The sequence below is a fragment of the Methanosarcina barkeri 3 genome (assembly GCF_000970305.1).
Lineage (GTDB): Archaea > Halobacteriota > Methanosarcinia > Methanosarcinales > Methanosarcinaceae > Methanosarcina > Methanosarcina barkeri_A.
This window is the reverse complement of sequence record NZ_CP009517.1, coordinates 1757256-1770315: the sequence shown is the minus strand read 5'-3', so window position 1 is coordinate 1770315 and position 13060 is coordinate 1757256. Positions and strand designations below refer to the sequence as shown.

General features: G+C 39.4%; 11 protein-coding genes. 3 read left to right on the top strand and 8 right to left on the bottom strand.

The window, feature by feature from the left end:
* The first annotated feature begins 197 nt into the window (after positions 1 to 197).
* Positions 198 to 887, top strand: coding sequence for an HAD family hydrolase (locus MSBR3_RS07110; protein ID WP_048107308.1), 690 nt, complete (start codon positions 198 to 200; stop codon positions 885 to 887).
* Between the two features lie 237 nt (positions 888 to 1124).
* Here the strand turns inward: MSBR3_RS07110 and MSBR3_RS07105 are convergent, their stop codons facing one another.
* The 3 genes from MSBR3_RS07105 to MSBR3_RS20980 all read right to left on the bottom strand — a co-directional run bounded on the left by MSBR3_RS07105 (position 1125) and on the right by MSBR3_RS20980 (position 3665).
* On the bottom strand, positions 1125 to 1376 hold the full coding sequence (locus MSBR3_RS07105; RefSeq protein WP_268989127.1) for a winged helix-turn-helix domain-containing protein: 252 nt from the start codon (positions 1374 to 1376) through the stop codon (positions 1125 to 1127).
* A 305-nt stretch (positions 1377 to 1681) separates the two neighbouring features.
* The gene (locus MSBR3_RS07100) at positions 1682 to 3022 is read right to left on the bottom strand and encodes an APC family permease (protein WP_230627932.1); all 1341 of its coding nucleotides are present in this window, start codon (positions 3020 to 3022) and stop codon (positions 1682 to 1684) included.
* Positions 2928 to 3665 carry an amino acid permease gene (locus tag MSBR3_RS20980; protein WP_230627930.1) on the bottom strand — a complete coding sequence of 246 codons (738 nt, stop codon included), beginning with the start codon at positions 3663 to 3665 and terminating at the stop codon, positions 2928 to 2930. Before MSBR3_RS20980 ends, MSBR3_RS07100 begins: the two co-directional genes overlap by 95 nt.
* 697 nt (positions 3666 to 4362) lie before the next feature.
* Here MSBR3_RS20980 and trkA point away from each other — a divergent pair.
* Positions 4363 to 5709: a Trk system potassium transporter TrkA gene (trkA, locus tag MSBR3_RS07095; protein WP_048107307.1), complete on the top strand. Its 1347-nt coding sequence runs from the start codon at positions 4363 to 4365 to the stop codon at positions 5707 to 5709.
* 56 nt (positions 5710 to 5765) lie between these two features.
* On the top strand, positions 5766 to 7196 hold the full coding sequence (locus MSBR3_RS07090) for a TrkH family potassium uptake protein (protein WP_048107306.1): 1431 nt from the start codon (positions 5766 to 5768) through the stop codon (positions 7194 to 7196).
* 451 nt (positions 7197 to 7647) lie between these two features.
* On the opposite strand, the gene MSBR3_RS07085 is transcribed toward MSBR3_RS07090, so the two are convergent.
* The 5 genes from MSBR3_RS07085 to cofC form a co-directional block, all read right to left on the bottom strand.
* Positions 7648 to 8871 carry a digeranylgeranylglycerophospholipid reductase gene (locus MSBR3_RS07085; RefSeq protein ID WP_048107305.1) on the bottom strand — a complete coding sequence of 408 codons (1224 nt, stop codon included), beginning with the start codon at positions 8869 to 8871 and terminating at the stop codon, positions 7648 to 7650.
* Positions 8868 to 9044, bottom strand: a complete 177-nt coding sequence (locus MSBR3_RS07080) for a 4Fe-4S binding protein (protein ID WP_048107304.1) — start codon at positions 9042 to 9044, stop codon at positions 8868 to 8870. Before MSBR3_RS07080 ends, MSBR3_RS07085 begins: the two co-directional genes overlap by 4 nt.
* Before the next feature lie 478 nt (positions 9045 to 9522).
* On the bottom strand, positions 9523 to 11043 hold the full coding sequence (tes, locus tag MSBR3_RS07075; RefSeq protein WP_048107303.1) for a tetraether lipid synthase Tes: 1521 nt from the start codon (positions 11041 to 11043) through the stop codon (positions 9523 to 9525).
* 104 nt (positions 11044 to 11147) lie between these two features.
* A complete protein-coding gene (locus tag MSBR3_RS07070; RefSeq protein WP_048107302.1) occupies positions 11148 to 11753 on the bottom strand; it encodes a TetR/AcrR family transcriptional regulator in 606 nt (201 codons plus the stop codon).
* Positions 11754 to 11966: 213 nt separating this feature from the next.
* On the bottom strand, positions 11967 to 12593 hold the full coding sequence (gene cofC / locus MSBR3_RS07065) for a 2-phospho-L-lactate guanylyltransferase (protein ID WP_048107301.1): 627 nt from the start codon (positions 12591 to 12593) through the stop codon (positions 11967 to 11969).
* Positions 12594 to 13060: the final 467 nt, after the last annotated feature.

Genomic DNA, 13060 nt, shown 5'->3' with positions numbered 1-13060 from the left:
GAAATGTTCATTAATTAACCTCATGAATATAGATAATTACTGTTATTTTATGAAGGTTCTCTTACATAAAATCTGAATTTTTACAAGACCAGTAAAAACTTTCACAATTAGAAAATGTAACGATTCTCACCATCCGGCCTAAATTCAGTTTTTATAGAATATGCGAAACCACTTCAGGATAGAACAGGAATATTACAATGCAGAAAAAATATCTACTATGGGATTTTGATAACACTCTTGCATATCGGGACGGAATGTGGAGTCAAACTATATACGACCTGTTACAGGAATATGGATACAGTAGCATTAAACTTGAGGATATTCGTCCACTTCTTACCAGAGGGTTTCCCTGGCATACCCCTGAAATACCTCATGAAGAGTTTTTTGGAGGAATCTACTGGTGGGATTACATGACACTGCATTTCTCAAAAATAATAAATCAACTTGGGGTTAATGAAACATTATCATCCGAAATTGCGGGTCAAATAAAAGCAAAATACTTGGATAACACAAAATGGCATCTTTATAATGATACAGTTCCCTGTTTAGAAAGAGCGATAAATACAGGTTATGAAAATATAATAGTTTCAAATCACGTACCCGAATTATCCGGTCTGGTAAAAGACTTAGGAATAAGCAAGTATTTCATTCAAGTATATTCGTCAGCACAGTTAGGCTATGAAAAGCCTAATATCCAGATTTACAGGAAAGTGCTTGACAAACTCGAAGATACAAGTGAAGTAACAATGATTGGTGACAGTTACATTGCAGATATTGAAGGGGCAGTAAGTGCAGGAATTAAAGCCATACTGGTAAGAAAAGAAAACACTTACAATTGTCAAAACTACTGTAAAAGTTTGGATGAAATCTATAATATCCTGCTGTAAGGAATGAAAAACCTTAAATACACAATTAAAAGCAGAGTTTAACGGCAGCAGAAAAAAGTTCTTTCCATTATAGCTAGGGACAGTTTGCAGTATCTGTTTTTGGTACTATTCTTTTTCAAGGGCTTTTGAAGCCGTATGCAAACATATCCCGTCTTAGTTTTAGGGAGCGCTCTATGAGTAAATTCAGATTTTATATGACTTATTATGGCAAAAAATTAAAAAGTTAATGAACATGTTTTAAAGTTTTAGTTCTTTAGCAATTCCATGAAAAATCTTTCCTTTATCCGTAGTAATGAAAAACCCGTTTTCATGTTTGATAAGTTCTTTTTCATTCAGCATTTCCAGATACCTTGAGGCAATATTAAAATTAATATTTGCCTCGTTTACAATGTGAGTTTTATTCGCTCCATTCATTGCTACTTTTAAGATTTCTTCGGCAATATCAGTCTTGCTTCTTCTTTTTATATTTATTCCCCCAAGATGGATCAACAATCTAATCTTTAAATAGGCTAATTTTTTAAAAAATATATTATATCGTGTTTTATAAAGACAGTACTAATTATTATGTGTATTATTTTTCTTCCTATATGAAAATGTTTATTTTATATAAAAGCCAAGTTATAACCGGACTTTGATAATATACCGGTTGATTCAAAGCAGAAACTCAATTGATTACTAAAAACAAGGTTCAGAAGCGTGGTTTTGAGTTTTAGGATCAACTACTATAAAATATTGGAAGCTGTTGGAGGTCAGCTTCACCTGTAAACTTATATTTATACTATTTTTTAACTTCTTTATACTTTTATTGGCAGAACTACAAAAGGAATACCGTCTGCATATAGTTTTCTCTGTGATGCGAAGACAGTATAGTTGTGTAGCCATCTTGTAAGTCTTGAATCATTCGGGAAGACTATCTGTCCGCCAAAGAATACGGCATTAGGGTACTTCTTTAAGATCTCGGGAGCCAGTTTTGTAATCTCTTCGACAACATCAGTGCCGACTGCAGTGAAACCTTCGGCATAGTAACCGTGTGATGAAATTAATTTTACGTACTTATCTACGTCTTTACATATTTCGGTCTGGAGTTCTTTAATTTCTTCTACTCCTTTGAACACACCAGCATCGATTACACCAATCTGTACAAATACAAAATTCTTGTACATTCCACCGAATAATTTGAATATGGTGGATAATGCCTGCATCCCTAAACCGTTAAAACCGTTTACAAGAAGCACTGCGGTTTTATCTTGCATGTTAGCCTTATCAGGCATATCATTCTTAATCAGATTCATACTTTCAGGAGAATTGATCGCCTTTGCATTCAGTTCTTTAATAAGCTCTGAGGTATTGTCATAATGACGTCTTATGAGAATAACAACTCCAGCAAAGGCTCCTATTATAAGTAATGTTACCCATCCGCCTTCGCCGAACTTTACTGCTATTACTGACATCAATATCAAAACCGTCATAAGCAGCCCGGTACCATTGATGATTAACTTTTTCTTCCAGTCTTTAACCTTTGTCTTAACTTTCCACCAATGTCGGACCATTCCTGCCTGAGATAGAATAAATGTTATGAAAACTGCTATGCTGTAAAGCACTATTAAGAGTTTGACCGATCCCTGGGTAAGAAAGACCATAATTAAGGCTGAGATGCCCATTATTAATATTCCGTTTTGTGTTACAAGTCTATCACTCAACGTTGCGAACCTGGTAGGAACCCATCTATCCAGCGCCATATTTGCAAGAACCCTTGGGCCATCCAAAAAACCTGTCTGTGCAGCTACAAACAAGAGCCCTGCTTCGGATACAAGAGTTGCTATTACGAAATAGTGACCTAAAGGTCCCCAGGAACTTGTAATATTCTCAAAAAGAATAGCATTCAGAGTTTTCCCGGATTCCGGAGAAACATGGTAAAATATATATGTAAGCATCAGTCCTGCTGCCATGAATGCCAGCGAAATCGCCATGAGATGCATGGTTCTCTTTGCTGTTTTTACCCTGGGTTCTCTCATTACTGGAACTGCATTGCTTACGGCTTCAATTCCTGTATATGTTCCTGCGCCCATGCTGTATGAATGAAGAATTATAAAAAGCAGTGCTGATATACCTGCACCGGATACTATTATGGACATTGGTTGCAGTATTGCTCATTACTGCTGGCACATTTGCTGCATGGAAATAAAGAGCATATAGTATTAGGATAACGTGGGCAATTATGAACAGTGCGAATATAGGTATTAAAAATAAAACTGATTCTTTAATTCCTCTTAAATTCAATATTATAATTGTCATAATTACAAAAAATGCAAACCCTAATTTGAACACCTGCCAGCTTGCTGGTAGGAAGCTTAGCATGGCGTCTACACCACTTGATATAGAAATAGCAATCGTAAGTACATAATCTATAAGGAGTGCACAGCCAGAAAGCATTCCAAGCGACGGGGATAGCAACTTGCTGGCAACCAGATATCCACCACCACCAGTCGGGAATAGTTCAATTATCTGTGAATAGCTAGTACTTATTACAAAAATGGTTAATATAATGCTCAGTGCTACAAATATGGCAAGGTAGATATTATCTCCCAATGCCAGGTATGCTTCTTCTGGACCATATGATGCAGAAGACATTGCATCCGATCCAAGACCAACCCATGCGAAGAGCGCTATTAAAGAAACTTTACGAAAAATATCAGTATCAAAAGGGTTACGTGGCTCTCCAATAATTAAAGTTTTCAAAGACTTTAACTTCTTATTAGTTGTTCCGTTATCTTGCATTCTTATTAGCCTTCGTTTTATTCTTGATCATGTCCGTGAGTAATTGATCATTTCCGAAAAAACGAGTACCTCTTCATTACTTACCAGAAATTTACAGAGGTGCTTATGCTTACGTTTTTCAATAACTCACGCCTGTTACTGGTTTTTTATCGTTACTAACAAAATTATAAAGACCTCAAATTCACACAAGATTATTCAACTCACAATCTGAGTTCTAGTATTTGGACTTGTTCAGTGTCTATAAATTTTTAAAAATGTTCCAAAAAACATAATGGTTTACCTGCTACTTTTTTGGGATATTACTTAAAAATTATATAATCACATATTGAATGACTCTGTTCCAAAATCCAGTGATTTTTGCATTTTTGATAGAAAATCTTAATTAGCAAGAAGAATCCAGTTCTTATCAAAATCGACATTCGCTATCTAAAGACTTGAATCACTAAGTTGTATTACGTGGATAGTGTCCATTTACAAAATCTAATGATTTTGAGTTTTACATTCATCACTAGATTTTGGTACTGATTCTGGGTGTTGTCATCGTAATAAAATACATATCTTAAACACTCTGAATCTTTAGCTATTCTTCTACAGAAAGTGTATTTAATAGAATATGCCCGTTTAAGTTCTCTTTTCCAAAGGCTACTTAAGCAAGTAGATTAATTTATTTAAGTCAAGCTTTTTTTCGAGGATTTTTATGAAAACAATAGTGATAGGGGCAGGTGAGGTTGGATATCATATTGCAAAGTTTCTTTCCGCCACACACGACGTAACTGTTGTTGAAAAAGATGAGAACGTTGCACGAAGGGCAGATGAACTCGATGTTCAGGTTCTTGAGGGAAATGGTGCAAACGCTGATATTCTCGCCAGTATCATTCACGATGCAGACATTTTAGTAGCTGTCACAGGCTTTGATGAAGTCAACATTGTTGCCTGTATGACTGCAAAGCTGATCATAAGATCCCACCCAGGATGGAAAGAAACAAAGACAATTGCAAGAGTTAGCAATCCTGATTATATCGATGTACCTGTAACCTCAAGGTCTCAGGTTGGAGTCGATATAATGATCTGTCCTGAACTTGCGCTCGCCTCGGAGGTTGCCGAGGTCCTTTCAAGTCCTTCAGCTATAGATACCGAACTATTTGCGGGAGGAAAAGTTCAGATGATGGAGTTTGCCATCCGTCCCGATAGCAAGCTTGTAGGAAAGCAGATTCAGGATCTCAAGCTTGATGATTGCTGCATTGTAAGTGCAATCTTTAGGAAGCAGGAAATCGTTATCCCTCATGGGAACGACATTATTAACGCAAATGACCATATGGTAGTTGTAGGCAAGCCCAGAGCTCTGGAAGAACTTGGTCGTGTTTTTGGAAATGTAGAGCCACACAGAAATCGAATTCTCCTTATAGGCTGCGGCATTGTAGGATTCTACCTTGCCAAACTGATAGACAAAGACGAGAGTGCCGACCTTAAGATTATTGAGTATAAGAAGAGCCGGTGCATAGAAGTGGCCGAAACGCTGGTAAATGCCCTTATTTTAAACGGGGATGGCACTGACGTTAATCTTCTGAGGGAAGAAAATATCGAAGATATGGACGTCGTGCTTGCAGTTACGGACAACGATGAAAAAAATCTTCTATGTTCGCTTCTAGCAAAGCAAATGGGAGCAAAGAAGGTTATTGCAAGAGCTGATCGCCCTGACTATGTGCCTCTTTTTGAAATGATCGGAATCGATATGGCAGTAAGTCCAAGGGAGGCAACCGTAAACGAAGTCCTTAAGCTTACAATGGGAAAAGGTATCGAAAAGCTTACCATGCTGGAAGGCGAAAAGGCAGAAATTATAGAGTACACGACCTCACGGTACTCAAAAATCATTGGAAAGTCTCTCGAAAAGGTCAAATTCCCTAAAGACGCGCTCGTTACTACAATAGTTCATAACGATGAGATTATCATACCTAGAGGAGATTCGGTAATTCGAGAAGGAGATAGAGTAATAGTTTTTGCGCTTTCTTCTTCAGTTTCGGCAGTGGAGAAACTTTTTAAGTAAAAGATATATACGAAAAATTCAAAAGGGTCTATCAGTTTTAAAACCGAGGACCTCCAATGAACTTTAGAGTTATTTTATATGCACTTGGCGGTTTGCTCCGACTCCTGGGACTGTTCATGTTAATCCCTCTTGGAGTTGCATACTATTATGGAGAAAGTTTAACTCCTTTTTTAGTTTCGATTTTTGTAACTATCATTACAGGTTTTCTCCTGCTTTATTATAAAACCAATGAAGAATGGATGCGTAAAGAAGGCTTTGCAATAGTTGCCCTGGGCTGGCTTGCAGCTGCATTTTTCGGGTCAATTCCTTTCATGCTAGACGGGATTTCCCCCTTAAACGCTGTCTTTGAATCCATGTCAGGATTTACAACTACAGGTTCAACAATTCTTACTGATATAGAAAGTCATCCAAAAGGCATCCTTTTCTGGAGAGGCATGATTCAGTGGCTTGGGGGCATGGGTATTATTGTGCTTTTCATTGCGATCCTGCCCAAACTCGGGGTTGCAGGTCGCCAGCTTTTTCGGGCAGAAGCACCTGGACCTACTGAGGACAAGCTAAAGCCAAGAATAAAGGAGACTGCAAGAATTCTGTGGATGGTCTACTTTGCAATTTCTGTTCTTCAGGTTGTTGTCCTCCTGCTTGCAGGAGTCTCACTTTATGACTCTATTAACCATACTTTTACTACAATGGCATGTGGAGGTTTTTCCAATTACGCTCTGAGTGTTGAAGCTTTTAACAGCCCTCTGATTGAGTTCATAATAACCTTTTTTATGTTCATTGCAGGTGCAAACTTTGCACTTCACTATCGGGCAATTTATATAGACAAAAAGTTTCTTATTAAAGACGACGAGTTTCGTTTCTATACAGGACTGATTCTTTTAGCAACAGGGCTTCTTGCTTTTCTGCTTTGGCGAGATATGGAAACAGGACTTTTTAACTCCTTCAGATTTGCCATTTTTCAGATAGTTTCTATCATGACAAGTACAGGGTTCGCTACAGCAGATTTCAATTTCTGGTCCGATTCTGCTAAAATGGTACTTATATTTGTGATGTTTATCGGAGGCTGCGCCGGTTCTACAGGTGGAGGCATGAAGGTTGTGCGTATCCTTATTCTCCTCAGGCGCAGTCGAGCGGAATTGTTCAAGGCCATTCATCCGAGAGCCATAAGAGCTGTTAAATTTAACAATAAAAATGTACCCGATGAAATTGTCAATTCCATTGTTTCATTTGTTGTTATATATCTGCTTATTTTTCTCTTAAGCACTCTGATTCTTTCGGTTCTGGGCATGGATATTATATCTTCATTTACTGCGTCCATAGCCACTCTTGGTAACATAGGGCCAGGTCTGAATGTCGTAGGCCCAATGGACAGTTTTGATCCTGTTCCCGCTCTTGGGAAACTAGTCCTGATTGCAAATATGTGGATTGGTAGGCTTGAAGTCTATACTGTAATTTTAATCTTTACGCCTGAGTTCTGGAGAAAGTAACCACCTGGTTCTGTCTCCCGAGTTCCGCCTCCCGAGTCCCGTCTCGGGAGGACGGTTCCGTTTCGCTCACTTCGCTCGCTCAAGCGGATTAATTTATGAATAAATAAGTTTTACTTGCCGAGTTCCGTCACCCGAGTCCCGTCTCGGGAGGACGGTTCCGTTTCGCTCACTTCGCTCGCTCAAGCGGATTAATTTATGAATAAATAAGTTTTACTTGCCGAGTTCCGTCACCCGAGTCCCGTCTCGGGAGGACGGTTCCGTTTCGCTTCGCTCAAGAGAGGCTGAAATGCAAATTAAGGTTATAATTCACAACAATTTATTTTTATGGAAAGAGAAATTGCCAGGGAAAAGGTTGGATAACCTCTAATATGGAAATTTCCTTTAGAACAGAATAAAAAAGTTTACTAAATGGCAGGTGCCTGGATTTCCAGGCGTTACGTCTTACTTTACGTTACATTTTGCTCTTTACAACTTCTTTTGCGGCATCTTTGAAAAGTACTCGAAGATCCCAGAGAAGTTTTTTATCGGCTTTAAAGAGAGCCTGTAACAGGTCAAGAAGGCTCATTCTCTCAAATTTCATGCCTTCTAGAGAATGGGCAAGTGAATTCAGGTCTTCATCGCTTAGATTGATAAAGCAATTCTTTACGATAAGGCTCATGTCAATGTCGTGTCCCAGGGTTGCTCTCCATGGTTTCTCATAAATTTCTTCGAGTTTTTCGAAGGAAACATCTCCTTCAGATATAGCTGTATATGCAGCTTCTCCTGCTATCTTTCCGGCATCCATTGCGTTAAGGATTCCACCGCCTGTAATAGGATCGGATTGGCGAGCAGCGTCTCCGATTAGCATCAGCCCGTTAGTGGAAGTTTTTTCAATGCTGCCTGAAACCGGAACTCCTCCGAAAACCATTTCGACTATCCTTGCATCGGGAAATTTCTTTTCAAGAAATCTGTCGAGATAATCTACAGGCCTTGGCTTGAATTTTCCAGCCTCACTCCCGAGAACTCCGATTCCGACATTGGCTTTTCCACCACCTTTCGGAAAGACCCAGATATAGCCGCCTGGTGCAATTTCGTTACCTACGTAAAATTCACAGTGGTGCTGGTCTATGTTCGCTCCAGCTATCAGGTATTGGGCACATGTTTCTATATCTATTGGCTTTAAGGAAGTGTCGATACCTGCCCATCTGCCTACCTTTGATTCGACCCCGTCAGCGCCTATTACTATCTTGGCCCGCACATCATATTCTTTTCCTAGATGCATGAGCCTGGCTCCCTTGACAAAACCGTCTTCAATGATAAGGCCAGTTGCTCTGGTTTTTACTCTAACTTCCGCTCCGGCTTCGGCAGCCTGTTCAGCAAGAGCCCGGTCAAACACTTTTCTCTCAAGAACGTAACCTACTTCTCCACCAGCGATTTCTTCTGCCATCTCTATCTTTGTACCATCCGGCGCGTAGATATGAGAAGCATTAAGGTCAGCGCAAATCCATCTTTTGTCAATTTCCACGTGTTTCTTGAGATATGCTTTGTTCACACCTTCGGCACAGCGTACAGGGTCACCTATCTCCTGGCGTTTCTCGATTAAGAGTACGTCCAGCCCTTTTTCGGCTGCGGTTCTGGCGGCAATGGAACCTGCAGGACCGGCACCTATCACTAAAACATCATACGTGTCCTTCATTTCATTACCTCAATTGCTCCTACAGGGCAGATGCGATCGCATATCCCGCATGTAATGCACGTATTTTCGTCTACTTCGACCCAGGTCTCTACAAGTTCGAGTGCTCCCTTAGGGCAGACTCCCACACAGGCACCACAGTATCCACACTTATATCTATTTATCTTAATGCTCACCAGCTCACCTGTACCTTTTAAACTTAATTTATAATGCTTAACCAGTAGATATCCTCTTTCTTGCAAATAGTGTGATATGGACCGAAAAGCATGACAGTATAATGCCACATTATTTCTACTGATTACTTCAATAGAGTCCTGAAAGTTCTACTTTAATCACATATTTTTAAACTTTTATTTTTCGGTCAATGAATCTTTTTTCGACTTTCTGAAGTCTAGTTTTCATCTCCAAATTCTTCCTCAGAAAGATCAGATTCAAATTAAGATTTACCCATTTTGTATGGTTACTCTTCCGAATAGTTTTCACAATTAATGTATTTGTCCAGTTAAAGTTATTGGCTCTATTGGACCAATGTATTCGGTATAAAAATTTCTTTCAGTTAATTTTTTCTCGAATATAAATATTTTGTATGGCACCTCTCTAAATTATATTTTTTCATTTTAATAATTATTGTCATGCTTTCCTTTATAGGAGAAATCAAGCTGCTTCTCTTTCCTGAATTTCCAGGGGTTTCTTCTCAAACTTTATATTTTCCCTATATTGTTTTGAATACCTTGCTTCTACTCCTTCTCTGTGAAAATTGTTATAAGTGCAGAAGGGAATTATCCTGCCATCAGGGGTAGCATAGTGGATTCCGCAGTGTTCAACCCTTTCCAGATCCAGGTTGTAGAGGTCCTGAAAGTGCATAGCTCCGAGGAAAAGTGATTTTCGATGGAACTGAGCAGCATGTTCTCTTGTACCGTTTTTAAGAAAATTAGTTATCAGGGAGACTATCTTAAGATCTTTTGGGCTTCTGGCTTCATTGATGTAGCGCGGAATATTGTAAATAACTTTTGCAAGTTTCGTTACGTTAGAACCTTGCCCTTCAAATTCTGGAGTAACGCTCTCAAGGAATTCAAGGAACTCATCCACGTCCACAAACTCAGTTATCGGAATTAGACTTCCCTCGTTCTCAAAGATATAAGTGGCAGCTCCACAGAGAGGATGAATTGTAAACTCGGGGAGCGGAACCTTTCGCACCGCACTCACGAATCGGATGACGGGAACTGCAGCAGATGCAGGATACCAGGCTGAACTGGGAATTTCTCCTTCGGTTTGTTCTTCCAGGAGTGATATTAGATCGGGAATTGTTATTCTCTGTTCTTTTCGTAGGGCCTGATCAATGCGGCCTGCGAACGCTACTGGCTGGAAGTTTACACCTCTCACTACGTCCCCATTTCTAGCTGCAAAGCGGACAATATCTCCAACCTGATGATCATTAACACCTTTTATCAGGGTGGGCACGAGCACAACACTATTCAGGCCGGTCTGCCTGCAGTTTTCAAGAGCTTTTTGTTTTACGGGAAGGGCATTAAATCCTCGGTTCTCCATGTATGGTTCCTCTGAGACTCCGTCAAAGGACAGATATACAGTATGGAGCCCTGCGGTCTTTAAAGCTTCGCAGTATTCCTGGCTTTTTGCGAGCCTGACACCATTAGTTGCAATCTGGATCTGTGAAAACCCAAGTTCTTGAGCTATTTCGATAATTTCCGGAAGGTCTTCCCTTACCGTAGGCTCTCCTCCAGCAAATTGGATGGCATAGCAGGGAACAGGTTCTTGATTTCGGAGAGTCAGCATCATTTCTCTTATCTGTTCAAAGTCTGGTTCGTATATAAAGCCACTTGCTCTGGCATTAGCAAAACACACCGGACAATTGAGATTACAACGATTGGTAATGTCGATGTTTGCAAGCAAAGTCCCGGTTTTGTGCCTGGAGCAAATTCCGCAGTCCCAGGGACAGCCACCGGAAGAAACAGTCTCATTATTGGTTGAAACTCCACTACCGACATAAGAATCGCGCCTGAACCTGTCGTATAATTTGCTGTCCGACCAGTAGACATCCGTGAAGGTCCCGTGTTCTGGGCAAGTTTTTTTCAGCATTATCTTGCCACTTTCTTCAAATATAGTGGAATCAATAACTTTTTTGCATTCTGGACAAACAGATTTTGTCTGTTTCATTAATACACTCCCACTAAATTTATTATAGAAGTAATTTACTTTTTTTAAAAGGTCACCCTTCTCAGGTAACCTTTCGCGATTTAATCCCATCAATACTTTCATATTTACTTTTTTATTATATTTTCTGCCAGAAGATCAATAAGAATATCCATTATATCCTGAAAGTCCTCATCCTCAATTTCATTCCTTAAGTGGATAAGGGAAAGAACCGCATATGTGGTTTCAGCAAGAATCCTGGCATTTTTGTCTATCAGAAGACCTGCGGCTGCCCACTCTTCAAAAAAAGGTAGAATCATTTTTACGTTTTCTCGATGAATATTTTTAATTTTTTCCTCTGAAGATCGGGAAATCGTCAGTTCAAGGTGCTCTTTTTCAATGTAAACTTTTCTCCAGACAGGGTGTTTATTCGCAATATCCAGTACATAATGCAGATAAGCCTTTATCGCTTTATCAGGTTCCTTCCTGTATTTCAGGAAGGAATTTTCTAATAAGTTGCCCTTTAAGGCTTCTCGCTCTTCCGTATATATCTGTAGAAAAAGATCCTCTTTGCTATTGAAAAAAGAGTAAAAAGAACTTTTTGCAATTCCAAGGTCTCTGGTAAGATCTTCAATGCTCGTTTTCTTTATTCCATATATGGCAAAGCATTCTTTACCCCGATCTATGATTTTGTTTCTTATGATCTCTCTTTCTTCAGATGTAAAAGATCTCACAGGCTCGCCTCTTCTGAAAATAGCCCATCCACATTTTTGCTGATTCTGTATATCCTTACTTCACTACCCAAAATCAAAAATACTAATCTCAATGAATCATTGGGTTTTTTATTCATAGCATAATAGGCATATTACTTATTTAAATTTACTGATTGATTAGTCAATCTTGAATTTACAGACAAACATATGTGATTCTGGTCAAGAAGATTGTTCTTAAATATAAACCAGTCTGACCCTTCCCCTGCTCATCTCAAGCCTGAACTTTTTGCTTATATAATCTTTCGCAGCTCCGCTTCCGTGTATAAGCAGTTCGACCAGATCTTCGGGCTCATCAATATCAGTGCCCGCAAAAAGAGAATCGTAGACCTCAATGCTCTGTCCTGTTTCTTCTGCAATGGAGCAATGCGTCAAAAAACTCGAACCGTAATACCTGACAGTGTACCTTGAAGGGTTTTTTATGAAAAGTGAGTTTGTACCCCCGCCTTTCCCAGGAACGATGCAGACGTCCTTTTTAGTCGAAATAATCTCTTTTACGTGCTTGGAGGACAGAAGTGGAAGGTCTGCCATAACAATAATAACTGGTTCCTCAGCCTGCTTAAGGTACCTGTTAAGAGCCTCATTCAGGTCGCTTTTATCCAGAAGCACATTAGCTTTCGTCATATTTTCAAGCCCGTACGTCGAAGGACTGAGAATATCGATTGTTCCTATTCCGGCTTCTTTAAGGGTGTCTATTACCTGATTCAGCATCAGTTCCACAAACTCTTCTCTCTCTTCCCGAGTCAGAACAGGAGACAATCTGGATTTTGCGCTGGCTTTTTTATAGGGAATTACGGCTTTCATCTGAACTCCTGAAAATCTAAGTAGGATATAAATATAGATATAAATATAAATATAGATATAAATATAGATATAAATATAATATAAATGAGTATTATACTAATTACCTGAAATTATATAATTAATTAAAACCTTTCCGGCCCGGAAAGAAAACTCGTTTTTCCTCGGTTCCGACTTGCAGGCACTTTCCACGTCTCTGGGTTATTCTATATCATTAACCACACTGAGAAAGGCACACAGGAAATAAGTAACTTTGTAAAACTCGCCCTCTCAGCCAAGGTTCAGTTTCTATTTTATAAATTAGTCCGCTTGAGCGAACGAGTGAGCGAAACGGACAACGCTCCCGAGTCTAAACTCGGGAGCTACAACGACCTGAATCGAATTCACTCCGTCCTCAAACCCAAACGTTAATCGGGGTTTTCGCTCAAGCCTTTTTTTAAAAAGCTTGTGATCACGCCGATAGGGTTTGG

Bases quoted from the DNA above. Each gene is read 5' to 3' on its own strand.
- MSBR3_RS07085 (WP_048107305.1), bottom strand. From the start codon at position 8,871: ATGAAGGACACGTATGATGTTTTAGTGATAGGTGCCGGTCCTGCAGGT.
- MSBR3_RS07100 (WP_230627932.1), bottom strand. From the start codon at position 3,022: ATGTCCATAATAGTATCCGGTGCAGGTATATCAGCACTGCTTTTTATA.
- MSBR3_RS07090 (WP_048107306.1), top strand. From the start codon at position 5,766: ATGAACTTTAGAGTTATTTTATATGCACTTGGCGGTTTGCTCCGACTC.
- trkA (WP_048107307.1), top strand. From the start codon at position 4,363: ATGAAAACAATAGTGATAGGGGCAGGTGAGGTTGGATATCATATTGCA.
- MSBR3_RS07110 (WP_048107308.1), top strand. From the start codon at position 198: ATGCAGAAAAAATATCTACTATGGGATTTTGATAACACTCTTGCATAT.
- tes (WP_048107303.1), bottom strand. From the start codon at position 11,043: ATGAAACAGACAAAATCTGTTTGTCCAGAATGCAAAAAAGTTATTGAT.
- MSBR3_RS20980 (WP_230627930.1), bottom strand. From the start codon at position 3,665: ATGCAAGATAACGGAACAACTAATAAGAAGTTAAAGTCTTTGAAAACT.
- cofC (WP_048107301.1), bottom strand. From the start codon at position 12,593: ATGAAAGCCGTAATTCCCTATAAAAAAGCCAGCGCAAAATCCAGATTG.